This window comes from Mycoplana sp. MJR14 (assembly GCF_029210525.1).
Lineage (GTDB): Bacteria > Pseudomonadota > Alphaproteobacteria > Rhizobiales > Rhizobiaceae > Mycoplana.
This window is the reverse complement of the sequence record NZ_JARGEO010000003.1, coordinates 557,499-581,779: the sequence shown is the minus strand read 5'-3', so window position 1 is coordinate 581,779 and position 24,281 is coordinate 557,499. Positions and strand designations below refer to the sequence as shown.

The 24,281-nt window shown below is 67.1% G+C and carries 25 protein-coding genes; 7 read left to right on the top strand and 18 right to left on the bottom strand.

Features of this window, described 5'->3' with window-relative positions; genetic code table 11:
- Positions 1-103: 103 nt before the first annotated feature.
- The 3 genes from P0086_RS10685 to P0086_RS10675 all read right to left on the bottom strand — a co-directional run bounded on the left by P0086_RS10685 (position 104) and on the right by P0086_RS10675 (position 2,747).
- Positions 104-1,294 (bottom strand): hypothetical protein, encoded by a 1,191-nt coding sequence (locus tag P0086_RS10685; RefSeq protein ID WP_275785229.1) that lies wholly within the window; start codon positions 1,292-1,294, stop codon positions 104-106.
- 120 nt (positions 1,295-1,414) lie between these two features.
- A complete protein-coding gene (locus P0086_RS10680; protein WP_148191239.1) occupies positions 1,415-1,987 on the bottom strand; it encodes a DUF922 domain-containing protein in 573 nt (190 codons plus the stop codon).
- A gap of 55 nt (positions 1,988-2,042) precedes the next feature.
- Positions 2,043-2,747 (bottom strand): SDR family oxidoreductase, encoded by a 705-nt coding sequence (locus tag P0086_RS10675; protein ID WP_148179718.1) that lies wholly within the window; start codon positions 2,745-2,747, stop codon positions 2,043-2,045.
- Positions 2,748-3,250: 503 nt separating this feature from the next.
- Between P0086_RS10675 and P0086_RS10670 the strand changes: the two genes are divergently transcribed.
- Positions 3,251-3,940 (top strand): DUF4386 family protein, encoded by a 690-nt coding sequence (locus P0086_RS10670; RefSeq protein ID WP_148190985.1) that lies wholly within the window; start codon positions 3,251-3,253, stop codon positions 3,938-3,940.
- A gap of 1 nt (position 3,941) precedes the next feature.
- On the opposite strand, the gene P0086_RS10665 is transcribed toward P0086_RS10670, so the two are convergent.
- The 7 genes from P0086_RS10665 to P0086_RS10635 all read right to left on the bottom strand — a co-directional run bounded on the left by P0086_RS10665 (position 3,942) and on the right by P0086_RS10635 (position 9,021).
- Complete coding sequence (locus P0086_RS10665; RefSeq protein ID WP_148190983.1) at positions 3,942-5,048, bottom strand: RHE_PE00001 family protein; 1,107 nt, start codon at positions 5,046-5,048, stop codon at positions 3,942-3,944.
- Positions 5,049-5,150: 102 nt separating this feature from the next.
- Complete coding sequence (locus P0086_RS10660) at positions 5,151-5,912, bottom strand: amino acid ABC transporter ATP-binding protein (protein WP_275785225.1); 762 nt, start codon at positions 5,910-5,912, stop codon at positions 5,151-5,153.
- On the bottom strand, positions 5,909-6,589 hold the full coding sequence (locus P0086_RS10655; protein WP_148190981.1) for an ABC transporter permease subunit: 681 nt from the start codon (positions 6,587-6,589) through the stop codon (positions 5,909-5,911). The genes P0086_RS10660 and P0086_RS10655 overlap by 4 nt, the downstream gene beginning before the upstream one ends.
- A 189-nt stretch (positions 6,590-6,778) precedes the next feature.
- Positions 6,779-7,552, bottom strand: a complete 774-nt coding sequence (locus tag P0086_RS10650) for an amino acid ABC transporter substrate-binding protein (RefSeq protein ID WP_148150810.1) — start codon at positions 7,550-7,552, stop codon at positions 6,779-6,781.
- 214 nt (positions 7,553-7,766) lie between these two features.
- Positions 7,767-8,198 carry a DUF1810 domain-containing protein gene (locus P0086_RS10645; protein WP_148150807.1) on the bottom strand — a complete coding sequence of 144 codons (432 nt, stop codon included), beginning with the start codon at positions 8,196-8,198 and terminating at the stop codon, positions 7,767-7,769.
- Between the two features lie 48 nt (positions 8,199-8,246).
- Positions 8,247-8,537 carry a hypothetical protein gene (locus P0086_RS10640; protein ID WP_148190979.1) on the bottom strand — a complete coding sequence of 97 codons (291 nt, stop codon included), beginning with the start codon at positions 8,535-8,537 and terminating at the stop codon, positions 8,247-8,249.
- A gap of 49 nt (positions 8,538-8,586) precedes the next feature.
- Complete coding sequence (locus P0086_RS10635) at positions 8,587-9,021, bottom strand: helix-turn-helix domain-containing protein (protein ID WP_112594174.1); 435 nt, start codon at positions 9,019-9,021, stop codon at positions 8,587-8,589.
- A 67-nt stretch (positions 9,022-9,088) separates the two neighbouring features.
- Between P0086_RS10635 and P0086_RS10630 the strand changes: the two genes are divergently transcribed.
- On the top strand, positions 9,089-11,497 hold the full coding sequence (locus P0086_RS10630; protein ID WP_148190977.1) for a heavy metal translocating P-type ATPase: 2,409 nt from the start codon (positions 9,089-9,091) through the stop codon (positions 11,495-11,497).
- A gap of 154 nt (positions 11,498-11,651) precedes the next feature.
- Positions 11,652-12,812, top strand: a complete 1,161-nt coding sequence (locus tag P0086_RS10625) for an ABC transporter substrate-binding protein (protein WP_275785220.1) — start codon at positions 11,652-11,654, stop codon at positions 12,810-12,812.
- Positions 12,813-12,860: 48 nt separating this feature from the next.
- Here P0086_RS10625 and P0086_RS10620 read toward each other — a convergent pair whose 3' ends face one another.
- On the bottom strand, positions 12,861-13,880 hold the full coding sequence (locus tag P0086_RS10620; RefSeq protein WP_275785285.1) for a DUF1254 domain-containing protein: 1,020 nt from the start codon (positions 13,878-13,880) through the stop codon (positions 12,861-12,863).
- Positions 13,881-13,984: 104 nt separating this feature from the next.
- Positions 13,985-14,809, bottom strand: coding sequence for a MerR family transcriptional regulator (locus P0086_RS10615; protein ID WP_148179727.1), 825 nt, complete (start codon positions 14,807-14,809; stop codon positions 13,985-13,987).
- A 205-nt stretch (positions 14,810-15,014) separates the two neighbouring features.
- Here P0086_RS10615 and P0086_RS10610 point away from each other — a divergent pair, with 205 nt between their 5' ends.
- Positions 15,015-16,292 carry a 4-aminobutyrate--2-oxoglutarate transaminase gene (locus tag P0086_RS10610; RefSeq protein ID WP_275785216.1) on the top strand — a complete coding sequence of 426 codons (1,278 nt, stop codon included), beginning with the start codon at positions 15,015-15,017 and terminating at the stop codon, positions 16,290-16,292.
- Between the two features lie 85 nt (positions 16,293-16,377).
- Positions 16,378-17,859 (top strand): NAD-dependent succinate-semialdehyde dehydrogenase, encoded by a 1,482-nt coding sequence (locus P0086_RS10605; RefSeq protein ID WP_275785213.1) that lies wholly within the window; start codon positions 16,378-16,380, stop codon positions 17,857-17,859.
- 99 nt (positions 17,860-17,958) lie between these two features.
- Here the strand turns inward: P0086_RS10605 and hpaR are convergent, their stop codons facing one another.
- From hpaR to P0086_RS10590, 3 genes are all read right to left on the bottom strand, one after another.
- Positions 17,959-18,459 (bottom strand): homoprotocatechuate degradation operon regulator HpaR, encoded by a 501-nt coding sequence (gene hpaR, locus P0086_RS10600; protein WP_112594168.1) that lies wholly within the window; start codon positions 18,457-18,459, stop codon positions 17,959-17,961.
- A gap of 393 nt (positions 18,460-18,852) precedes the next feature.
- Complete coding sequence (gene maiA / locus P0086_RS10595; protein WP_148190969.1) at positions 18,853-19,494, bottom strand: maleylacetoacetate isomerase; 642 nt, start codon at positions 19,492-19,494, stop codon at positions 18,853-18,855.
- 78 nt (positions 19,495-19,572) lie between these two features.
- On the bottom strand, positions 19,573-20,589 hold the full coding sequence (locus P0086_RS10590) for a fumarylacetoacetate hydrolase family protein (protein WP_112606871.1): 1,017 nt from the start codon (positions 20,587-20,589) through the stop codon (positions 19,573-19,575).
- 130 nt (positions 20,590-20,719) lie between these two features.
- Between P0086_RS10590 and P0086_RS10585 the strand changes: the two genes are divergently transcribed.
- Positions 20,720-21,259 carry a DUF2585 domain-containing protein gene (locus P0086_RS10585; RefSeq protein ID WP_275785283.1) on the top strand — a complete coding sequence of 180 codons (540 nt, stop codon included), beginning with the start codon at positions 20,720-20,722 and terminating at the stop codon, positions 21,257-21,259.
- A gap of 32 nt (positions 21,260-21,291) precedes the next feature.
- On the opposite strand, the gene hmgA is transcribed toward P0086_RS10585, so the two are convergent.
- The 3 genes from hmgA to P0086_RS10570 all read right to left on the bottom strand — a co-directional run bounded on the left by hmgA (position 21,292) and on the right by P0086_RS10570 (position 23,758).
- The gene (hmgA, locus tag P0086_RS10580) at positions 21,292-22,653 is read right to left on the bottom strand and encodes a homogentisate 1,2-dioxygenase (protein ID WP_148190963.1); all 1,362 of its coding nucleotides are present in this window, start codon (positions 22,651-22,653) and stop codon (positions 21,292-21,294) included.
- A 200-nt stretch (positions 22,654-22,853) separates the two neighbouring features.
- Positions 22,854-23,372, bottom strand: a complete 519-nt coding sequence (locus tag P0086_RS10575) for an RES family NAD+ phosphorylase (protein WP_148190961.1) — start codon at positions 23,370-23,372, stop codon at positions 22,854-22,856.
- The gene (locus tag P0086_RS10570; protein ID WP_112607563.1) at positions 23,369-23,758 is read right to left on the bottom strand and encodes an antitoxin Xre/MbcA/ParS toxin-binding domain-containing protein; all 390 of its coding nucleotides are present in this window, start codon (positions 23,756-23,758) and stop codon (positions 23,369-23,371) included. Before P0086_RS10570 ends, P0086_RS10575 begins: the two co-directional genes overlap by 4 nt.
- Positions 23,759-23,923: 165 nt before the next feature.
- On the opposite strand from P0086_RS10570, the gene P0086_RS10565 reads away from it, so the two are divergent.
- Positions 23,924-24,211: a WGR domain-containing protein gene (locus P0086_RS10565; protein WP_148190959.1), complete on the top strand. Its 288-nt coding sequence runs from the start codon at positions 23,924-23,926 to the stop codon at positions 24,209-24,211.
- Positions 24,212-24,281 lie beyond the last annotated feature (70 nt).

The following is a 24,281-nucleotide window of genomic DNA, read 5'->3' as shown; positions in this document are numbered from 1 at the left end:
AATCTTATCAATTGTATAGATGGATCCGGATTTTATCCGCAGCCGGCCGACGACATGGCACGCCGTCTTGCAGGCCACGGCCGCCGCCGCGGCTCCCCGGGGCTCAGAGCAGCAGCAGCTTCTTCACCAGCGACAGCACGTCCTCGAAGGATATCTGGGTGAGGCCGACGATGGCGAAGGGGAGCAGCGCCATCGCCGAAAGCGGCAGGACGGCGCTGCGTGAGAGAAGCCCGCCCTTGAGCTTCCTGGCCGCTTCGAAGAGCTTTGCCGGATCGGGGATCTCCGCATCGGCCGCGGGCTCGTCTGTGCCTTCGGCGGCGATGTTGCGCGACAGCACCTTGCGCTCGTCCTGACGCTGGCGCCGGGTCGCGAGCGCCGCCGCCGCCAGCATCGTACCCTCCCTCAGCCGCCGCAGCGGCCGGGCGAAGGCCGAGAGCGGCCAGACGAAGAAGCCGAGCACGACGGCGAGCCAGACCCCCATGACGGTGGTCAGCATCTTCACCGACAGGGTCTCGGCGCTGATATGCTGGGCGAAGCCTGCCGCCAGCGCGCAACTGAGCCCGAACATGAAGGTCATGTAGGCGTTCGGGTAGTCTGCCAGAAAGGCGAGGCCGCCCTTGCCGTCCGGATGGCTCGCCACCAGACGGAGCTCGAGCCTAGCAATGGCCCGCAGCAACTGAGACCAGACGAAATGCCGCCAGAAGCCGCGCAGGACCAGGAACCAGAACAGCGGCAGGCTCACCAGAAGCGCCCACCAGCCGGCAAGCGTGATGTGCCGGCCCGTCTCGGTGACCGATGCCGCCCAGAAATAGGCGTCGCCCTTCAGCTCGTATCGAAGCGCCCAGGCGGACAGGGCATAGGCGACAAGCAGGCAGAGGACCTCGGCGCCACGCGAGTTGCGCAACCGCAGCGCCCGGTTGACCGCGCGGGCAGCCGCCGGCATCGAATCCGGGGCGATCAGGGGAGCGGCCGCGAAGTGCCGCAGCTTCACCCGCAGCCGTTCCTCCACCTGCTCCTCGGCGAGCACGACGGCGCCGATCGCCAGCACGAAGCGCCCCCACAGGCCGACGTCGGCGATGTAGGTCATGCCGAAGGGCCGCAGCCTCAGGCTCTCCGGCAGCGCCAGCACGAGGGGGACCAGCCAGGCGATCGCGACGTACAGAAGGGCGCGTCGCCGGGCGTTCAGGGCGTCGCGGCGCAACAGCCCCATGCGCTTCTGCAGTTCGAAGAACGGCCCGCCCTGATAGGCCCGATAGTCGGCGATCTCGACGTCCTTGGCAGTTTCCCCGGCCATCGTGTCGCTCCCCCTGACACATCGCCACCGCATGCCAGCGGCGTGCGCCCCCGACATGGCCGATGCTATCGCATCAACGGAATTTTGCGGAATCGTATTTCGGGCGCGATCGGCGGGCCGTCAGCTTCCGTCGACGAAGTCCAGGATCAACTGGTGGACATTGCCGCCCTCGCTGAGCTCCGTCCGGTCGAAATCGCGGCTGCGCCGGCGCTGCTCCTGCGACAGCTCGCCCAGCCGCTGGGTCAGCACCTTGCGGATCTTCTGGCAACCGGCATCGTCGGCCACCGTCAGCCCGACCGAGTAGTCCTCGATCTGCCGCACCATGTCGACGATGATTTCGGCATGGACCTGCTCATGGGCGCGCACCCCGGCGATGAAGGTTTCCCAGCGCGCGCCGAGCGCCGGCGAAAGCTTGCCCGACGGCTTGGGCAGCATGGTGGTGATGATCAGCTTCGGCCTGTTGGTGGTGATGACGCAGCCACCGTCGCGCGGCTCGTAGCGGCGGGTCCAGGTCAGCTCGAAATCGGTGAACGCGATCGCCCGCCCGACACCGACCTTCGGGCCATTTTCGCCGATGGAGCGGTAGAGCTCGATGCCGGTGCTGCCGCTGATCGCATAGGATTTCACCTGCTCGACCGGCTGCCACGCCGTCTCGGCCTCGGCCGGCGCCGACAGCGCCATCGCCATCGCCATCGCCAGGAAAAGTCCCGGCAACGCCTTCGGGCAAATCTCCGTGAAGCGCCGCAACTTACACCGACCGCGTCAGGCCGCCGTCGACGCGGATGTTCTGCCCGGTGATGTAGCCGGCGCCCTCGGAGACCAGGAAGGCGATCGTCGCGGCGATCTCCTCGCTGCTGCCGTAGCGCTGCATCGGCACGCTGGTGCGCCGTTCCTCGGTGCCGGGCAGGCTGTCGATCCAGCCGGGCAGAACGTTGTTCATGCGGATGTTGTCGGCGGCATGGGTGTCGGCGAAGATCTTGGTGTAGGCGGCAAGCCCGGCACGGAAGACGGCCGACGTCGGGAACATCGCCGCCGGCTCGAAGGCCCAGGCGGTGGAGATGTTGACGATCGCGCCGGACTTCTGCGCCTGCATGATCGGGGTTACGAGCCGGACGGAACGGATAACGTTCATCAGATAGACGTCGAGCCCCTTGTGCCAGTCCTCGTCGGTGATCTCGGTGATCGGCGCCCGCGGCCCGTGGCCGGCGCTGTTGACGAGCGCATCGATACGACCCCAGGCCTGCATGGCACCGTCGACGAGCCGCTTGAGGTCGTCGTTCGACTGGTTGGAGCCGGTGACGCCGAGGCCGCCCAGTTCCCCGGCCAGTGCCTCGCCCTTGCCCGAGGACGAGAGGATCGCGACGCGGTAGCCGTCCGATGCCAGGCGCCGCGCGGCCGCAGCCCCCATGCCGCTGCCGCCCGCCGTGATGAGCGCCACCTTCTGCGTTGTCATGGGTCCGTCCTTCCCTGCGATTGTCCTGCGCGTCCGTCGCGCCGGAGCGATCCTATGTTCGCCTTGCCGCAAGGTCGAGCCCGGACGGCCCGCCGGGTGTGGAAATCTGCAGGCGACCTTGTTCCTGACCCTAGAGCACGCTTCGATTTTCTGGAATCTCGGATTCGCAAATCAGCAGAGATGTGATTCTCTGTCCGTACCGGAAAAAGGACGGCCTGCAGGGATGACGAAGCCCTATTCTGAAGATCTTCGCCAACGGGCGATGGCGCGCTTGAATGCCGGCGAAACGATACGATCGATCGCGGCGGCGCTGGAGAACAGCCGCGCACCGTCGAGGCAACATGGCGCAAGGCCGGTGCGCGTCCGTCTTTAGGCCACCTGATCGTAGAACCAGCCGACAACTCTGTGCCGCTCGCCGCCAAGTTTACAATGCCGGTCGATGTGATGAACAACAGGGCGTTACTCGGCAACGGGGAGGCCAGCCGATTTTGAGCGGAGGTACCATGATTGATCGCGCATCACTACGTCTTTCGGCCGGGCTGCTGCTCGTCGGGCAACTCCTCTACATCGGGGTGACTCAATTTCACGCCGGAGGCGACGCCAACAACCATCGCGCCATCTTCGCTGCGTACGCTGGCAACGAAATCTGGGCGGCGGTGCACCTTGGCCAATTCGCGAGCATGGCGATCCTGCTCGCGGGCCTGCTCGCCCTGTTCTTTGTTCTGGACATTGAGTCTGAAAGCGCCAAATGGGCGGGGCGCTTTGGTGTCGCTTCGGCGGTTGCCGCATTGGCGCTGTACGGGGTCCTCCAGGCCGTCGATGGAATCGCCCTCAAGCAGGCCGTGAACGCGTGGTCCACCGCGCCGGATACCGAGAAAGCGGCGCGCTTCGCCAGCGCCGAGGCAATCCGTTGGCTCGAGTGGGGGGTGAGGAGCTATCACGATTTTGCGCTGGGCCTTGCTTTGCTCCTGTTCGCGGCCGCCTTCGTGCGGATAACTTGGGTTCCGCGGCCGATGGCCTATCTGATGGGACTCTCCGGTTTCACTTACCTGGTGCAGGGCTGGATCGCCGGCTCGGAGGGCTTCTCGCCGGCGCAGTCGGCCGCCATCGTGTTGGGCTGGGTCCTGAGCCTGGTATGGATGATCTGGCTGGTCGTCGTCACCTGGTGGACGCAGGACTCCGAGCACCCCTAGACTAGAGAATGCTCCAGGCCCTGAATCGCTCGCGCCCGGTGATCTCCCGCAATTGCAGCTCGGAGGCGAGGCCGAGCGCGCCCTGGATCGTGACGCCGAGTTCCCGGGCGATGATGCCCGCGGACACCACCGGCCGGGCGATGACGAGGTCCAGCAGCTGGGGAAGCCTGGAATTGGCGCGCTTCTTCACCAGCCGCCGCTCCAGCTGCAGCCTCGCCAGGACCAGGCGGTCGTGCGTCTTCAGCCCCTGCGTCGCGCCGAGCTCGAACGCCTCGAGAACGGCGATCAGCCGCGAGAGGCGGTCGCGCGCATGGCGACGCTCCCGCGGCACGGCCCGCAGGCCGGAATTGACGGCGGCAAGATGGGCGCCTGCCGGCCCCTCCTGCCTGAGGAATGAGGCGACGAGCTGGCGGCCGAGCCAGGGGACATGCTGCAGGACCTGCAGCGTGTTCCAGGCGTCGAGCAGCAGGGCCGCCCGCAGGACGGGCGGCAGCCCCTCGGTGTCCTTCAAGACGAGCCGCCACTCCGCCAGCCGCTCGTCCTCGTCCCAGTCGGCATCGTAGACGAGCGGATCGCGCTCGGTTGTGCGCTGGCGCACCGGTGCCGTCGCGACGCCGTCGAGGACCGCGCTGCTGCGGGCGATCAGCGCGTCGATCTCGGTGAAATCCATGCCCGCGGTCTCGCCGGGCTCGGCCGCTTCCTCGTCTGCCGAGACCGGTTCTGCGGCATCCTCCGCACCGACCGGCAGCATCTTGGTCTCGGGGGCGCGTCCGCGAAGGCGTGCCAGCCCGGCGGCACTCAGCGCCCAGGGCGGCGGCTGTTCGAAAATCTGCCGGCGGACGCGCAGGACCGAATGGGCGATCGTCAGTTCGTGCGTCGGCGTGCGCACGTCCATGCGGGCGTCATGCAGCACCAGATCCTCGACATGGACGAGTTCGCCATCGACCCAGAGCGAGGCCACGGCGTCGTGAAAATCCTGGCGGCCCAGGAAACCGTCGCGGATCGTCGAGCGCAGCACCCGCTCGTCCAGCCGCGCCAGCGCCTCCCCCGCCCGGCAGCAGGGCAGAAGCAGGGCCGGAAGATCGAGCTTGCCGATGTCGTAGCGCATCGGCAAACGATGTCCGACTCGCGCAGCGAAAGCAAATCCGCCCTTGACTTTCATTCAGATCGGCCTGCGCCGGCCGCGGCCAAGGGCGCAACCGTGTCCGGTTCAGATCTCGTAGTCGGCGGCCACGTTCAGCGAGGCGATGAAGCGCTTGGTGCGCTCGCGCTCCGGCCGGGAGAAGATCTTCGCAGGCGCGCCGCTTTCCACGATCGTCCCGCCGTCGAGGAAGACGACCTTGTCGGCGACGCGCGAAGCGAGGCGCAGGTCGTGCGTCGCCATCATCATCGTGGTGCCCTCGCGGGCAAGCCGCCCGAGCACATCCACCACTTCCTCGGCGAGCTCCGGATCCAGCGCCGATGTCGGCTCGTCGCACAGCAAGACGCGCGGGGACGGGGCAAGCGCCCGCGCAATCGCCACGCGCTGCTGCTGGCCGCCCGACAGCGTCGCCGGCCAGGCATCGGCCTTGTGCGCCATGCCCACTTTTTCCAGCAGTTCCATGGCCCGGGCGCGGGCGCGCTCCGAGGGCCATTTCAGCACCGTCACCAGCCCCTCCATGACGTTCTCGATCGCGGTGCGATGCGGAAAGAGCTGGAAGTTCTGGAACACCATGCCGGTCTGCCGGCGCAGCCGCTGGATGTCGCCCCAGCCGACCCGGCCGCCCGGCGAGAAGGACAGCGCTTCCTCGCCGATGCGCACCGACCCGCTGGTCGGGATCTCGAGCAGATTGACGCTGCGCAGCAGCGTGCTCTTGCCGCCCCCCGAGGGACCGACGAGGGCGGTGACCGAACCCTCCCCCATCTCGACGCTGACGTCCTTCAGGACGAGGTTGTCGCCGAAGCGCTTCTCGATATGCGACAGCTCGATCATGCCCGTGCCTCCAGGAAGCCGCCATAGCGGGCGAAACGCTTTTCCAGCCGCACCTGCAGCGCCGACAAGACCGAGCTCATGGCGAGGTAGATCAGCGCGGCGAGGATATAGAGAATCAGCGGCTCGTAGGTGGTGGCGACGATCCGCTGCGCCGTCTGGAACAGCTCGGGCACGGTGATCGCGGCGGCGAGCGACGTGTCCTTGACCAGCGAGATGAAGGTGTTGGACAAGGGCGGCACCGCGGTGCGTCCCGCCTGCGGCAGGATGGTGCGCCGCATCGCCTGGCCCCAGCTCATGCCGATCGAGTAGGACGCCTCCCACTGCCCCCGCGGCACCGAGGCGATCACCGCGCGGATGATCTCCGAGGTGTAGGCGCCGATGTTGAGGGTGAAGCCGATCAGCGCTGCGGGGAAGGCGTCGAGCAGGATGCCGAGGCTCGGGAGGCCGTAGAAGATCACGAACAGCTGGACGAGCAGCGGCGTGCCGCGGAAGATCCAGACGTAGAAGCGGGCGATGGCGACGAGCGGCGCCGGCGCAAACAGCCGGACGATCGCCACCAGCAGTCCGAGCCCGAGCCCGAGGGCAAAGGACAGAAGCGTCAGCGGCACGGTGAACTTCAGCCCGGCCAGAAGCAGCGGGCCGAGCGAATCGAGCATCAGTTGGAGCCAGTGCGGCAAGGGCGTTCCTACTCTTCGCGATGTGGCCGGGTGCTTCTGGAAATACCCTTCCACGCCCCCTCCCCACAAGGGGGTCGCGGCGGCATCGCTGTCGATCCGGCCAAGACCGGCCCGCGGCCTGTCCGCCATGGCCGGCAATGCGAAGGGGCACACGAAACCCCTCCCTGGTCGGGAGGGGGTCCGGCAGGCTTACTTCGAGACGTCCTGGCCGAAATACTTGTCGGAGATCTTCTGGTAGGTGCCGTCGGCCTTGATCTCGGCCAGCGCCTTGTTCAGCGCCTCGACCAGTTCCGGCTCGCCCTTGCGCACGATGATGCCCGAGTAGTCGGCATCGGCCTGCTCGGCGGCGATCTTCACGTTGGCGTCGGGCTTCTGCTTCTTGAAGTCGAGGAAGGACAGGCTGTCGTTGATGGTGGCGTCGGCGCGGCCGGTCAGCACCAGCTGGATCGACTGGTCGAAGCCGTCGGTGCCCACGAGCTCGGCGCCGTTCGCCTCGGCGAGCTTGCCGAAGTTGGAGGTCAGCGACTGGGCCGCCTTCTTGCCCTTCAGGTCCTCGAAGCCCTTGATGCCGTCGTCGTCGGCGCGCACGATCAGCACCGCCTTGGAGGCGATGTACGGCTCGGAGAAGTCGTATTTCTGCTTGCGCGCATCGGTGATGCCGACCTGGTTGATGACGGCGTCATAGCGGTTGGCGTCGAGGCCGGCGATCAGCCCGTCCCACTTGCCTTCCAGAAATTCCGCCTTCACGCCGAGCTTGGCTGCGACCGCCTCGCCGATCTCGACGTCGAAGCCGACGAGCTTGCCGCTCGTATCGTGATAGGTGAAGGGGGCATAGGTCCCCTCGGTGCCGATCTTCAGCACGCCGGCCGACTGGATCGCGGCGAGGTTTTCGCCGGCGGCGGCCGGAAGCAGCAGGACCGCCTGGACGAGGGTGGCGGTGGCGAGGGTCTTGAACCAGGACATCTTTGTCTCCGTATCTGGTCATGAAATCGATGCGCCATAGATCGCAGAATTCGTCGCCCCGCGGAGCGTCGAAACCGGTGGCCGGAGGCGGCATTTGCAAAAAATTTTTCCTTTGTGGTCAAAATTTGCGCACTTGCCTGCCGGTTGCGGGCAGAGATAGGGCGCTCCGGCCGGAATTCAGCGCCGGCGCCGCGCTTGCCGCCGGCTTTCGCCATCAGGGCGCCAGGAACGCCACCGTGCGGCTGTCGCGTTGGCCGTCGAAGAAGCGGGCGATTGCCCGCTCGAACAGCGCGGGATCGTCGGCGACCGCGGCAAACAGGGTCAGCGACGACTGCAGCTTCACGTCGTCAGGGGTTCCCATGATCTCGCGCGCGCTGCGGTTGCGGACGGAAAGCAGGGCTTCGACGCATTCGCGCAGGCGGGCGCCGAGCACCGGGTCGTCGAGATAGGCCCGCGCCTCGGCCGCAGACCCGATCGCATAGCGCTGCGACATCGCCGACGCGCCGAGACCCTCAACCTGCGGAAAGACGAACCACATCCAGTGCGTCTCCTTCCGACCGCGCCTCAGTTCCGCGAGCGCATCCGGATAGACCCTGGCCTGCGCCTCGTGGAACCGGTCGAGGCCATGGACCGCATGCTCCGTCATGTTCCGCTCCTCCTGCCGTTGCTCCCGTCCCGGCGGCCTTCGTTGTCGCTAAGGCCCGGTCAGCCGTTGCAGCTCCTGCCGCGCGGTCGTTGCCAGCGGATGATCGGGATGGCGGGCGATGAAGAGTTCCCAGGCCTCGACGGTTCCCCGCTGGCGGGCGGCATCGAACTCCTCCTGCACCGCAATATCGGGGTCGCGCGCGGGCGCCATTCCCCCGCCTGTCTTCTCCGCGGCGGCAGCCGGGGTCTGGGTCTGGCCCTGGGCCGTCAAGGGGACGCAGCCCGCAATCGCGCTCGCGAGCACAAGCCGCACCGGCAAAGTTCCGGATCGCTTCGTCATGTCGCCTATGTAGCGCCCTTCGGCGGCATCACCAAGGCAGGATGCCCGCTCAGCGCGGCGGCCGGTGGTGGCGCTCGCAGGCGCCGCATTGCGCCAGCGCCTCGATCACCTTGCATTCGGCGATCGTGCCGTGGCTGCAGCTCGAGAGCGTGCGCTCCAGCTCCGCCTCGAGCAGCTTTAGCCGGGCGATCCTCTGGCGCACGTCCTCCAGCCGGCGCTGGGCGATGTCGTCGGCATCCCGGCATGGCAGGTCGGGATGCTGCGACAGGTCGATCAGTTGGCGGATGGCGTCGATGGACAGGCCGAGATCGCGCGCGTGCAGGACGAAGACGAGCCGTTCGTAGTGGCGGGCGGTGTAGCGGCGCTGGTTGCCGGCGTTGCGTTCCGGCTCCGGCAGAAGGCCGATCTGCTCGTAGTAGCGGATGGTCTCGACCTTCGAGCCGCTGGCCTCGGCGAGCTTGCCGATCGAAAAGACGCGTTCCATGCAAATTTCCGCTTGAACCTATAGTGACTACAGGAATTATAGGTGGTGCAAATCAGGGAGATTTGCAATGGACAAGCGCCTTCCGCCGCATGCCGACGACGGTTCCGCAAAGAGGCAGCCCGAGGGCGCAACCCCGCCTGCGGCGAACTGCGAGGCAGGACATGACCATGCCGGTCACGAGCACGACCATGACCACGCGCACGCCGGCCACGATCATGCCGACCATGCTCACACAGGCCATGCGCACGCGGGTCATGATCACACGCACACGGACGCCTGCTGTGCCGCCACGGAGGCAAATGCCGCAAGCGCCGCGGACGCGGCGGCCGAGGCGGGACTGGACGACCGCTACCGTCGCTTCCGCATTTCCGGCATGGATTGCGCGAGCTGCGCCAACACCATCACGACGGCCGTCGGCGGCATGCCCGGCGTCACCGACGTCCGCGTCTCCGTCCCGCGCGAGATGATGTTCATCGCCCTCGACGAGGCAAAGACACCGCTTACCGCCGTGGGCGAGCGCGTCAGGAGCCTCGGCTACGGTGCGGACCTCGTCGCAACCGACGCGCCCGCCCCGCGGCCGACCAAGGTGGAATGGTGGCGGACACCCAAGGGGATCCATGCGATCGCGGGCGGCCTCGTGACGGCGATCGCCTTCGTCGTCGACCATTTCTGGCCGATCGCCGGACACTACCTGTTCATCGCTGCCGCCGTGTTGCTGGCATTGCCGATCGCGCGGCGCGCGATCGCCGCGGCCCGCGCCGGCGCCCCATTCACCATCGAGATGCTGATGACGGTCGCCGTCATCGGCGCCGTGATCATCGGCGAACCGGCGGAGGCGACGGTGGTCGTCTTCCTGTTCGCCACCGGCGAGGTGCTGGAGGGCTATGCCGCCGGCCGGGCGCGGGCGGGCATCGAGGCGCTCGCCTCGCTCGTCCCCGACCGCGCCTTCATCGAGGAGGACGGCGTGGTCCGCGAGGTTCCGGCCGCAGCCATCCGTCCCGGCCACATCGTGCTGGCGCGGCCGGGCGACCACGTCGCCGCCGACGGCACCGTCGTCGAGGGCCGCGCGCATCTGGACGAGGCGGCGATCACCGGCGAGAGCATTCCGGTTTCGCGCGGCCCCGGCGAGAAGGTCTTCGCCGGCTCGGTCGCGATCGACGCTGCGCTGAAGATCCGCGCCGACAAGACCGCGGCCGACAACACCATTGCCCGCATCGTCACCCTCGTCGAGGAGGCGCAGGACGCCAGGGCCCCGGCGCAGCGCTTCATCGACAGCTTCTCGCGCATCTACACGCCGCTGATCGCAGCCCTCGGCCTCATGGTCGCGGTCGTGCCGCCGCTCCTGTTCGACGGCGACTGGCACACCTGGATCTATCGCGGCCTGGCGCTGCTTCTGATCGGTTGCCCCTGCGCGCTCGTCATCTCCGTTCCGGCAGCGGTCGCCTCGGCGCTGTCCTCGACCGCCCGCGCCGGCATCCTCGCCAAGGGCGGGGTGATCCTGGAGACGCTGGCCAAGGCCGAGGTCGTCGCCTTCGACAAGACCGGCACGCTGACCCGCGGCCGGCCGGCGGTCACAGACGTCCATGCCGCGGACGGCGCGGCAGAGAGCCTCCTGTCGCTGGCCGCCGCGATCGAGGCGGGCTCCAGCCACCCGCTGGCGGAGGCGATCGTCGCCGAAGCGCAGGCCCGCAAGCTCGCCCCGGCCACCGCTTCGAACGTCAAGGCGCTCGCCGGCCGCGGCGTCAGCGGCACCGTGGCCAGCCGGGCAATCTTCATCGGCGCGCCCCGCTTCGCCGCCGAGGAAGGCACGATCGGCACGGCCCTTGCGGAGGCGATTTCGGCCTTCGAGCAGGCCGGCAACACCGTCGCCGTGGTGATCGCCGACCGGGTCGGCATCGGCGCGATCGCCCTTCGCGACGAGCCGCGCGAGGACGCGGCCCCCGGCATCGCCGCGCTGAAGGCGCTCGGGGTCAAGACGCTGATGCTCTCCGGCGACAACCCGGCCACGGCTTCCGCCATCGGCCGCGCGCTTGCGATCGACGATGCCCGCGGCGGGCTGCTGCCGGCCGACAAGGTCGAGGCGATCAGAAAGCTCTCCGAGGGTCGCACCACGGTCATGGTCGGCGACGGGATCAACGACGCCGCCGCCCTTGCGGCCGCGAGCGTCGGCATGGCGATGGGGTCGGGCACTGGACTCGCCCGCGAGACGGCCGGCGTGGCGCTGATGGGCAACCGCGTCGCCGACGTCGCCCGGGCGATATCGTTCGGGCGGGCGACCATGGCCAACATCCGCCAGAACGTCACCATCGCGCTCGGCCTGAAGGCGGTGTTCCTCGTCACCACGGTTCTCGGCGTCACCGGCCTGTGGATCGCCGTCTTCGCCGATACCGGTGCGACGGTGCTGGTCACCCTCAACGCCATGCGGCTGCTGCTGCCGCCGGCAGGACCGACCGGGACGCGGACCCTCAGGGCGTGACAGCCTAACCGCCCGGCCATGCTTCTTTGATGGCCGGCGCGCCGCCCGGGTGGTAGAATTTACCGGTGCGTATCCATTGCGAGATGGAGGGGCGACCATGGAATGCGTGCTTGGACGTTGGGCGCCGGCCACTGCAGCAGCTCTCTTTGCATCCTTGAACGTTGCCGCGGCATCGCCGCCGGACGATCTGGTCGCCGCCGCTCGCAAGGAAGGCAGGCTGGTGGTCATGGCCCTGCCGCGCGACTGGTGCGGCTACGGCCGCATCATCGACGGCTTCAAGGCGGAATATGGCCTTTCGGTGGACGAACGCGATCCGCAGGCCGCGTCGGCCGAGGAGCTGGATGCGATCCGGGCGGGCCGGGACAAGATTGACGCGCAGGCGCCCGACGTCGTCGACGTCGGCCTGCCCTTCGCCGCATCGGCGAAGGACGAGGGCCTGCTGCAGCCCTACAAGGTCTCCGCCTGGGAGACGATCCCCGACCGGGCCCGGGATCCCGACGGATACTGGTACGGCGGCTACTACGGGGTGCTCGTCTTCGCCGTCAACGCCGACCGCGTGTCCCGGCTGCCGAAGGACTGGGCGGACCTGGCATCGGCCGAGTACAGAGACGCCATCGGGATCGCCGGCGACACCGGCTCCAACCAGGCGATCCTGACCGTGCTGGCCGCCGGACTGTCCGTCACGAAGGGCAACATGGAGGACGCGGCGCAACAGGGCCTCGACTTCTTCGCCGGCCTGCAGAGAACGGGCAACTTCGTGCCGAGGATGGGTACCACCGAGAGCCTCGCAAATGGCCGCACACCCGTTCTCGTCCATTGGGACTATCTCGCGTTCGGCGATCGCGATGCGCTGAAGGGCCGGGCCCGCATCGAGGTCGTCCGGCCGCGCACCGGCGCCGTCGCCGGCGTCTATGCCCAGGCCATCAGCGCCTTTGCACGCCATCCGAACGCCGCCCGGCTGTGGATGGAACATGTCTACTCCGACGAGGCCCAACTGATCATGCTCCAGGCCCGGTGCCAGCCGATCCGGCTCGATGCCCTCCTGCGGGCGGGAAAGGTGCCCGCGAGCCTGCAGCAGGACCTGCCGCACCTCGACGACGACAGCGGGAAGCGGGTCGAGCCCGTCTTCCCAACGCTCGAGGAACAAGAGCGCGCCAGGGATATCATCATCAAGGGCTGGGACAGCATCGTCGGCGTCCCGATCGAATGCCAGCCGGCGGAACAGCCCGATCCCGGCCCGATCTCGCAAGAAAGAACGGCCGGGCAGCTCGCAGCGCGCGCGCCGCAATGCCCGGGGGTCTCTTCGGTCCAGTGACGACCCTTCCAAACCCGTCCGGCCGCGGCAACCGGCCGAGGACGGCCGTCAACGAACCGGTTGCGCCTCGGGGAACTGCCAGCTGCCGTCCAGGATCGCCGCCTTCGGCTGATAGAGGCGGACCAGGTAGTTCCAACCCGCAGGCGTCGGCAGGCAGTTGGCGATCTGGCCGTTGCAGCCGCCGAACTGGACCTTGATGCTGCCGTCGCCGTCCTTTTCCGCCGTCAGGTTGTTGAGCGAATAGGCATTGAGCGCATTCGGCACGAAGAAGCCCTGTGCGTTGTAGACGCTGATGGACCAGAAGCCGTCGACCGGCACGTCCTTGACGCTCAGCCGGTAGACGGTGCGGCCGTCGTTCTCGTTGGGCGTGACGTTCACGTAGATGGCCTCCCTGTCCGGATTGCCGCCCCAGGCGGCCGCCGTCCCGATCAGATGCCTTATCGGGTCGACCTCGCTCCGGCTGCCGAAGGCGTGGCGCAGGTCCGGCAGCGTTGTGTTCAGCACCAGCAGCGCGTCGCGGATCTTCTTCTGGCTCGCCTTGTCCCAATCGGGCACCACGAGTTCGCCGGGCTTGTCCTGCCTGACCGCAATCCCGTCCTGCAGCGCATGCGCCGCCCGCAAGTCCGCAGGATCCTTGGGATCGACGAGCGTGCGGATCGCGACCATCATGTAGCGCGTACCGATCTGCTCCTTGGTGAAGGTGTGGCTGCCCTTGCCGTGGGCGATGAACGGCACGTAGTGGTCCTCGTCGATGATCATCAGCGACATGAACCGCCCACCCGGATCGGGCATGGATATCGTCACCGGACCGGCCTCGAGGTCGAAGACGCCGGAGGAATAGAGCGTGTCGCGGTTGCTGCGGATCACGGTCTGCCGGTCGATCGGCATCATCTCGCGGCGGTGCTGCAGCATGCCGAATCCGCCGTCGGCCGTCTGGGCGGCAAAATACATGTCCGTTTCCGCCCGGTCGAAGTTGTCCGGAGTCACCGGGGTGGGCTCGGCGGCCTGCACCGCGGCCGAAAGACAGCCGGCGCCGAGGGCCATGGACAATGCGAATGCTCTCAACATCTGCGTCATTGCGCGTCCCCCTGACCAGTTGCGCTTGTGATGCCGCGGCAAACCCAGAGTGTGAACTAGGGTCCGACGCTGCAAATTCGAGTGGGGGAGCGGGATCAGAACGTCGGCGGCGTATTGATCCACAAGAGCACCGTCTCGCCGTCGTGGCGATTGCGCCAGGAATGATGGCGACGGCTGTCGAAATAGATGGAATCGCCCGGTCCGAGGTCATGGAACTCGTCGCCGTCGAGCACCATCTCGAACCGGCCGGAGATCACGTGGATGAACTCCTCGCCCTCGTGGCGATAGGCGCCGTCGCTCGAGGCGCCCGGAGACAGCACGAATCGATGGCAATCCATCATGTTGCGGCCGTCGGCCAAAACCTGCACGACCACGCCCGGCGAGGTCTCCGGCCACAGGTTCCATTCGTCGGCGCGCACGACGCTGCGCCGCTCCATATCGTCCTCGCCCGAGAGCTTCGAGACGGTGGTGCCGTAATATTCGGCCAGGTCGTGCATCGCGCGGAAGCTCACCCCCTGCGAGGTGCGCTCGAACGTGGACAGGACCGACGTGGCGATGCCGATATCGCCGGCGACCTGTTCCAGCGTCTTGCCTGCGGCATGCCGGAGCGCGCGGAACTTGCGCCCCACCCCTTGCGCCGCATCGCCCTCGCCGGACGGTGCCGGGATCGCATCCGATGCCGCACCCTCCGCCTCCAGCGCCTCGCGGATCGCCGCCGGATTGAGCCCGCGCTCGGCGCGATACCAGGAGATCTTCTTCAACCGCGCCACGTCGTCGGCGCTGTACTGCCTGTGGCCGGTCGCCGAGCGGCCCGGGACCACCAGGCCCTGGCTCTCCCACAGACGCAGCGTCGACGCCGATACGCCGGCGAGCCGGGCGGCCTCCGCCACCTTGTAATGCACCGTCTGCGGATCGCTCATGCCAATGATCCCTGATTCTTGTGTTATTCTTGATGCTTATAGCAGCTTGCGGGCTCCCGGCGCGCCCCGTCCGCTCCTATCGCCCGGGGGCGGCCTTGCACGCTCAAAATACCCGTTGCAATCTTACAGAAAAAATGTAGGAATTGCACAAAATCTTGCAGAAAAAATGCAAGATCTGAATTCCTCCAACGTCAGGATCTGCCAGATGACCGCGACATCCCTCACCGACCGCAAGAACGCAGCCATCTCCCGCGGGGTCGGCATGACCACGCAGATCTATGCCGATCGCGCCGAAAACGCCGAGATCTGGGACAAGGAAGGCAATCGCTACATCGACTTCGCCGCCGGCATCGCCGTCGTCAACACCGGCCACCGCCATCCGCGCGTCATCGAGGCGGTGAAGAAGCAGCTCGACCGCTTCACCCATACCTGCCACCAGGTCGTTCCCTACGAGAATTACGTCGAGCTCGCCGAGCGGCTGAACCAGCTCGTCCCCGGCGACTTCGCCAAGAAGACGATCTTCGTCACGACCGGCGCCGAAGCCGTCGAGAACGCCGTCAAGATCGCCCGCGCGGCGACCGGCCGCCAGGCCGTCGTAGCCTTCGGCGGCGGCTTCCATGGCCGCACCTTCATGGGCATGGCGCTCACCGGCAAGGTCGTCCCCTACAAGGTCGGCTTCGGCGCGATGCCGGCCGACGTCTTCCACGTGCCCTTCCCGGTCGAACTGCACGGCACCTCCGCCGAGCAGTCGATTGCCGCGCTGAAGAAGCTGTTTGCCGCCGACGTCGATCCGAACCGGGTCGCAGCGATCATCATCGAGCCGGTGCAGGGCGAAGGCGGTTTCTATCCGGCGCAGACGTCCTTCCTGAAGCAGATCCGCGAGATCTGCGACCAGCACGGCATCCTGCTGATTGCCGACGAGGTCCAGACCGGCTTCGCCCGGACCGGCAAGCTGTTTGCCATGGAGCACCACGGCGTGGTGGCGGACCTGACGACGATGGCCAAGGGCCTCGGCGGCGGCTTCCCGATCGCCGCCGTCACCGGCCGCGCCGAAATCATGGATGCGCCGGGCCCGGGCGGCCTCGGCGGCACCTATGCCGGCAACCCGATCGCCGTCGCCGCCGCCCATGCGGTCCTCGACGTCATCAAGGACGAGGACCTGTGCAACCGCGCCACGAGCCTCGGCAACCGCCTCAAGCAGCGCCTGGAATCGCTGCGCGAGAAGGTGCCGGAGATCGTCGACATCCGCGGCCCCGGCTTCATGAACGCGGTGGAGTTCAACGACGCCAAGACCAGGCTGCCGAGCGCCGACTTCGCCAACAAGGTGCGACTGAAAGCGCTGGAGAAGGGGCTGATCCTGCTCACCTGCGGCGTGCACGGCAACGTCATCCGCTTCCTGGCACCGCTGACCGTGCAGGACGAGGTCTTCGCCGAGGCGCTCGACATTCTCGAAGCGGCAATGCTCGAAGCCCGCGCCGCCTGAGGCGACGCGCTCCCATCCCGAAACCGCCACGACGCCCGGGCGCACGTCCGGGCGACGCCGCTCTCTTGTTCGAAGGAATGCTCACATGGCCTTCTACGACGCCCTCACCCGGCACCTCACCTCGACCGATTTCCTGCGTGACCGCGGCTTCATCGCCGGCAGCTGGACCAGCGGCAACGGCACCGCGACGTTCGACGTCATCAACCCGGCCACCGGCGAGACGCTGGCAACGCTGCCGGAGATGGGCGCCGCAGAGACGTCGGCCGCGATCGACGCCGCCCACAGGGCCCAGCCGGCATGGGCGGCACGCCCGGCCAAGGAGCGGAGCGCCATCCTGCGCAAGTGGCATGACCTGATGATTGCCAATGCCGACGAACTCGCCGCGATCCTGACGGCGGAGATGGGCAAGCCGCTGGCGGACGCGAAGGGCGAGATCCTCTATGCCGCATCCTATGTCGAGTGGTACGCGGAAGAGGCCAAGCGCATCAACGGCGAGACGATCCCCGCGCCCTCGGTGGACAAGCGCATGCTCGTCATCAAGCAGCCGGTCGGCGTCGTCGGCACGATCACCCCGTGGAACTTCCCCGCCGCCATGATCGCCCGCAAGATCGCGCCGGCGCTCGCGGTCGGCTGCACCGTCGTCTCCAAGCCGGCCGAGCAGACGCCGCTGTCGGCGATCGCGCTGGCAGTTCTGGCGGAAAAGGCGGGCGTTCCCGCCGGCGTGTTCAACGTCGTCGTCGGCACGGACGGACCGGCGATCGGCAAGGAGCTCTGCTTCAACCCGAAGGTGCGCAAGATCTCGTTCACTGGCTCCACCGAGGTGGGCCGCATCCTGATGCGCCAGTGCGCCGACCAGATCAAGAAGGTCAGCCTGGAGCTCGGCGGCAACGCGCCGTTCATCGTCTTCGACGACGCCGACATCGACGCCGCCGTCGAGGGCGCGCTCACCTCGAAATACCGCAATGCCGGCCAGACCTGCGTCTGCGCCAACCGCATCTACGTCCAGGCGAACGTCTACGACGCCTTTGCCGAGAAGCTTGCGGCAAGAGTGAAGCAGCTTTCCGTCGGCAACGGCTTCGAGGCGGGCGTGGCGATCGGTCCGCTGATCGAGGAGGCCGCGATCGAGAAGGTCGAGGCGCATGTCGCCGACGCGGTGTCCAAGGGCGCGAAGGTGGTTGCCGGCGGCAAGCGTTTTGCCGGCGAAGGCACGTTCTTCCAGCCGACGATCCTCACCGGCGTCGACCGCACCATGAGGGTGGCGCGCGAGGAGACCTTCGGCCCGGTTGCGCCGCTGTTCCGCTTCGACACCGTCGACGACGTGATCGCGCAGGCCAACGATACCGAGTTCGGACTGGCCGCCTATTTCTTCGCCGCCGACCTGAAGAAGGTGTGGAAGGTGGCGGAAGCGCTGGAATACGGCATGGTCGGCATCAATACCGGCCTGATCTCCTCGGAGGCCGCTCCCTTCGGCGGGATCAAGCAGTCCGGCCTCGGGCGCGAGGGCTCGAGCCACGGCGCCGACGACTATCTCGAGATGAAATATCTCTGCATGGGCAACCTCGCCTGAGGCAAGGCCAGGTCTGCGACCGTCTGCGAGCGCCCGGGTCGGTGGATCCGGGCGCTTTCGCTTCTGCCGGATCCCGGCAGACGGCGAACCCCGCCCGCGCTATTCCTCGGCGATGAACGGCTCGTCGCTCTTCAGGAGCGCGAGATCGTTCAGGAGATCGATCAGATGCTCGACGCGCTCCTTGCCGTAGCGGGCCTCGATATGGTCGTAGATCGCACAGCTGTCCGGCGTCACCGTATTGATGATCGCAAGCCCGGCGGGCGCGATCTTCAACAGGACGCGCCGGCCGTCCTCCTGGTCCTTGTGGCGGGTGATGAAGCCACGCTCCTCCAGCGACTTGATCATCCGCGTCAGGCTGGGGGCGAGGATGAAGGTCTTTTCGGCCACTTCCGACGCGTCGAGCATGTCCGCTTCGGCAAGGACGCGGATGACGCGCCACTGCTGCTCGGTCACGTCGTACTTCACCAGCATCGGCCGGAAATGGCTCATCACCGCCTCGCGCGCCCTGAGCAGCGCGATCGGCAACGAACGACGGGTGTTGCGCGGCAAAAGATGATCGTCGGCAACGGGATAGGTGTAGGCCTGGTTCGTTTCGCTCATGGGTCGTCTATCCAGGATTCTGCGCCAAAGGGCAATCTCTTCGCCTCGAAGCACGACTTGCGGCACGCAATGGCGTCCGGCGCGCTGTCGAGCGGGCCGCCAGGGTCGCGTCTCGCTTCTCGGCTGATGGCTGCTTCGAAGAAGCGATGAACGACAGACGCCCAGTACACGTGGGGAGAAAGCGACGCCGAACCGACGATCGCACCGTTCGCGAAATTTGCACGATTGCGCGGAACCTACGCGCTCTGCCCCAACACAAAGAAGACGGGCCTCGGAGCGGCTCTATTCGCGCCAGTTGACATTTTTGTGAACACATTCATTTCCGGCTTCGTAGCGGCCAGGCGGCCGGTCTTCCGCCTGGCCGGCCGCGCGGAAAACACCCTTCTTGCGGGACTATTGCGGCTTCACCCGTTCGGGATGCGCCGCCTGGAAGGCTGGCAGCGCTTCGCACACGGCTGCGATGCTGCGGATCCGGGAGAAGCGGGCCATGTCGACGCCCCAGCGGTCGGCGTTGTAGACCTGCGGGACGAGGCAGAAATCAGCGATCGACGGACCCTCGCCATGGCAGAAGGTCCCCGTGCGGGGATCCTCCAGCATGCGCTCGACGGCCGAGAGGCCCTCGCCGATGAACTTGACCATCCATTCGGCCCGCGCCGCCTCCCCTCGTCCCGTCAGTTCCATGACATGGCCGACCACGCCGAGATTGCAGACCGGGTGGATATCCATCGCAATCGCCTGGGCGAGCGCCCGCACCCGCTGGCGACCGGGCGGGTCCGCCGGCAGGAAGCCCGCCGGGCCGCGGGTCTCGTCGAGATACTCGATGATCGACAGCGACTGGGTCATCATCAGGCCGTCGATCCGAAGCGCCGGCACGAGCCCTTGCGGATTGCGGTCCAGGTGCTCGGGCGCCTTGTGCGCGCCTTCCAGCAGGTTGACGGGCACCCTGCGGTGGGCCACGCCAAGGCTGTTCAGCGCGATGCGGACGCGATAGCTCGCCGACGAGCGCCAGTAGTCGTAGAGGACGATCTCATCCATCCGTGTCCCTCCGCCCGTGCAGCCACGAACTGCTCGGCCCTGCTTCTGCCGCGCCGGAAATGATCCTCGGGTCGAGTGTCATGCCGGTTCGGAACGCTTCACGGTCTGCTCGATGGCGCCGAAGATGGAATGCCCGGTCTGGTCCTTCATCTCGATCCGGACCGTGTCGCCGAACTTCATGAACGGGGTCCTGGCCGTGCCGGTTGCGATCGTCTCGATCATGCGCAGCTCGGCAATGCAGGAATATCCCCTGCCCCCTTCGGAGACGGGCTTGCCCGGTCCGCCGTCGAGCTTGTTGGAGACGGTTCCCGAACCGATGATGGAGCCGGCGACGAGGGGGCGCGTGCGCGCCGCATGGGCCACGAGCTGGCCGAAGTCGAAGGTCATGTCGACCCCGGCGTCGGCGCGGCCGAACGGCTTGCCGTTCAGCGACACCAGGAGCGGCAGGTGCAGCTTGCCGTCCTTCCAGGCCTCGCCCAGCTCGTCGGGCGACACCGCCACCGGCGAAAAGGCCGACGACGGCTTGGACTGGAAGAAGCCGAAGCCCTTGGCGAGCTCGGCCGGAATGAGCCCCCGCAGCGAGACGTCGTTGACGAGCATGACGAGCCGGATCGCCGCGCGGGCGTCCTCGACGCTCGCGCCCATCGCCACGTCGTCGACGATGACGGCAATCTCGCCTTCCATGTCGATGCCGTAGGCCTCGTCTGCCACCACGATCGGATCGCGGGGGCCGAGGAAGCTGTCCGAGCCGCCCTGGTACATCAGCGGATCGGTCCAGAAGCTGGCCGGCATCTCGGCGTTGCGCGCCTTGCGCACCAGCTCGACATGGTTGACGTAGGCCGAGCCGTCCGCCCACTGATAGGCGCGCGGCAACGGCGAGGCCGCCTCGTGCTCATGAAACCGCATGGTGGGCTGCGATCCGGTCTCGATCCCCTCCGCCACGCGGGCAAGCCGCGGGCCGGCATGGGCCCAGTCGTCGAGTGCCGCCTGCAGGGTGCGGGCGATGTGGCCCACCTCCGAGCAGCGCGTCAGGTCCCTGGAAACGACCACCAGCCGGCCGTCGCGCGTGCTGTCCTTCAGTGTTGCAAGTTTCATGCTTCCTCCCTTGATCTTGTCTTTGCCGCCGCCGTCGTGGCATCGTCGCGCCGACGCGAATCCCTGTCCTTCACCGCCCTCCCAGCCCGCCAGGAAAGCCACTCGCTTGAACCGGACCCTCCCCAAGTCGATCGCCGTCGCCGCGGCAGCCATTGCAGCCACCGCCGTGACCCTGCATTTGATGGGACGAATCTGGATCTGTAAATGCGGCTATGTAAAGCTCTGGCACGGCGTCGTCGTTTCCTCCGAGAATTCCCAGCACCTTTCCGACTGGTACACGCCGAGCCACATCATCCATGGCATCCTGTTCTACGCGCTGTTCACCTGGCTCATGCCGCGGGCGAGCATCGTCACGCGGCTGACCTTCGCGCTTGTCGTCGAATGCGCCTGGGAGATCTTCGAAAACACCAACTTCATCATCAACCGCTACCGGGAAGCGACCATCTCGCTCGATTATTTCGGCGACAGCATCATCAATTCGGCGGCCGACATCGTCGCCATGGTGATCGGCTTCTTCCTGGCGGCCCGCCTGCCGGTCTGGGCCAGCATCGCGATCATCGTCTTCTTCGAGGCGCTGACGACCTACCTCATCCGGGACGGGCTCGCCCTCAACATCCTGATGCTCGTCTGGCCGCTCGAGGCGGTCAAGACCTGGCAGGCCGGCGGCTGACGCTCCTCAATGGTCCATGCGAAGCACCGTCATCACTTGATGCCCGGCGTGCCGTCGAAGCGGCGCTCCAGGCCGTCCCAGCATTCGATGTAGTTGTCCTGCAGCGTCTCCAGTTCCGCGGCGAACCGGGTGAGTTGCTGGGGAAACCGCGTCTCGAACATGAAGGCCATGGTGTGGTCGAGCTTGACCGGCTTCAGCTCGACGCTCGAGGCCTTCTCAAAACCGGTGGCGTCCGGGCCGTGCGGCAGCATCATGTTGTGCAGGCTCATGCCGCCGGGAACGAAGCCCTGCTCCTTGGCGTCGTACTGCCCGTGGATCAGCCCCATGAATTCGCTCATGATGTTGCGGTGGTACCAGGGCGGGCGGAAGGTATGCTCGGCGACCAGCCAGCGGGGCGGGAAGATGACGAAGTCGATGTTCGCCGTTCCCTCCTCGCCCGACGGCGCCGTCAGCACCGTGAAGATCGACGGGTCGGGGTGGTCGAAGAGAATGGCGCCCACCGGCGAATAGGTCCGGAGATCGTATTTGAACGGCGTGTAGTTGCCGTGCCAGGCGACGACATCGAGCGGCGAGTGGCCGATCTCGGTCACGTAGAACCTGCCGCACCACTTCACCTGTACCCGGCAGGGCGTCTCCTTGTCCTCGAAGGCGGCGACCGGCGTCTTGAAGTCGCGCGGATTGGCCAGGCAGTTGGCGCCGATCGGCCCGCGGTCGGGAAGGGTGAACTTCGCGCCGTAGTTCTCGCAGATGTAGCCGCGCCAGCAGTCACCCTCGCCGAGACGGGAGACCTTGAACATCATCCCGCGCGGGACCAGGCAGATCTCCAGCGGCTCGACGTCGATGATGCCCATTTCGGTGAACACCCGGATGGCACCCAGTTGCGGAACGATCAGCAGTTCGCCGTCGGCGTTGAAGAAATAGTCGTCGACCATGTCCGCGTTGAAGACATAGGCGTGCGCGGCCATGCCCGTCTGGGTGAGGGCGTCGCCCGCCGCGGTCATCGTGCGGATGCCTTCCAGGAAGTTCAGCGGTTCCGTCGGCGCCGGCAGCGGGTCCCAGCGCAGCTGCCCGAGCGGCAGCGAATGATCGTCCAGGCACGGCGCCGTCTTCCAGAACGGGTAGCCGAAATTGGAGAAGCGGCGCGTGTGGCGGACGGACGGGCGGATGCGGTAGAGCCAGGACCGCTCGTTGGTGCCGCGCGGGGCGGTGAAGGGCGAGCCGGAAAGCTGCTCGGCATAGAGGCCGTAGTTGCAGCGCTGCGGGCTGTTCTGCCCCTGCGGCAGGGCGCCCGGCAGGGATTCCGTCTCGAAATCATTGCCGAAGCCGGGCATGTACACGGGGGTATCCGACGTCGTCGTGCCTTCGGCGATCGCTTCACGGGGCTTGTCCAGCATGGCGTTCACCTCCTCTGCAAACGGCCAATCCAGTATTGGTTACAGACGTAACTGTCGAATATGTAACTATCAAGCCATGTCTGCGCCCGGACCCGCCGGCCACGCCGGTGCGAAAGGCGAAACTGTCGTGAAACACGGGACCAGGGTCGCGGCGCAATGGCGCGGCCGCCGCAGAGATTGCGGTCTGCCCGCGCCTTCGCCTATTGCCAGGAAAGCTGGTCCTTCGGCAGGCGCCCGCTGGGATCGAAGACCGTGACGCGATGCGGCAGCTCCAGCCCCCAGTCCCAGAGGACGAGGTTCCGGTCGCTCTCGTCGGCGCCGGGCGCGAAGCTCGGCACGACGATGCCGGCGATGCCCCGCGCGGTGAGACGATCATGGATGTCCCACGACGCCGGCCTGCGGCCCTCGGCAAGCGCCAGCGCCCAGGCGCAGGCGAGATCATCCAGCAGGACGCCGGCCGCGCGGCGGCCCTCCGGCGTCGAAAGGTCGGCAATGTCGTCGCAGTCGATGTCGTAGGAGCAGAGAACGCAGGGGTCTATGCGGTGCGCAAAGCCCTGGTTGGCCTCCTTGATCGCCGTCATGATGCCGAGGCCGAGATAGAGCGCCGGCACGCCGCGCGGATTGAAGCGGGCGCCGCGGATCGCCGCCCCCGCCCCCGATATCGGCTTGAACGACCAGCGCGGATCATGCGCCCGATAGGCGGTGCCGACAAACCTCACGCAAATCCACCGAGCGCAACATGATCGAGGTAGTCGCGCACGGCTGCGGCCTTGCCGTCCTTCACCAGGGACTCGGCGGTCCGTCCGCCAAAGGCGGCGATCGGCTGGGCGCGGTACCAGGCCATGGCCTGTTCCTTGCCGCCCGCCCATTCGCTCACCCGGCTGATGATCTCCAGCATCTCGCGCAGCCGCCCTTGCGTCTTGGCACCGCGGCTGCGTTCGGCACGGTAGAGCGTCTCGCGGGCAAGGCCCGCCGTCTCCGCCAGCTGGCTCTTCGACATGCCGAAGCCGTCGGCCACCTCGTCGGCGGCAATCTTTCCGCCCGGCCCCATATAGGCGAGCACCAGCGGCGCGTTGTCCTGCCGGATCTTCATTGCCTGAGCCATGTCCGAAACCTGCCACATCTATTGCCATCTTTTCAATGCGGAATATATGGCATCAAGGCTCAGTCGACAAGGCCAGCCGCAGGCATCACAGCGATGAATCGATGGCGCCCGATCGATTCAAACCTTTCATTGGACCTGCGATTCGCAGTCCGCGAGACTCCGCGCATGAACGAAGCGACCTCGCCAGTGAACGACACCCTTCTCCTGCGCCGCGTCGATCCGGCCCGCAACATGGCCCGCTACTACGCCCTCACGCTCGAGCCGACCCTGTTCGGCGAGGTCGCGGTCATGCGCCACTGGGGACGGATCGGCACCCGCGGCCGCAGCAAATCCTGCTTTCTCGGGTCGATGGAGGCCGCCCGCGCGGCACTCGACCGGCAGGCAGCGCGCAAGCAGCGACGGGGATATGCGCCGCCTCGGCCCTCCTGCCCGCCGGGTCCGCCTTCACCTTAGTGTGACATCGCCATTGCACAACGGCCTTCCAAAAACCGGCGTCAGCCTATAGTTGACGGCAAAACTCCGA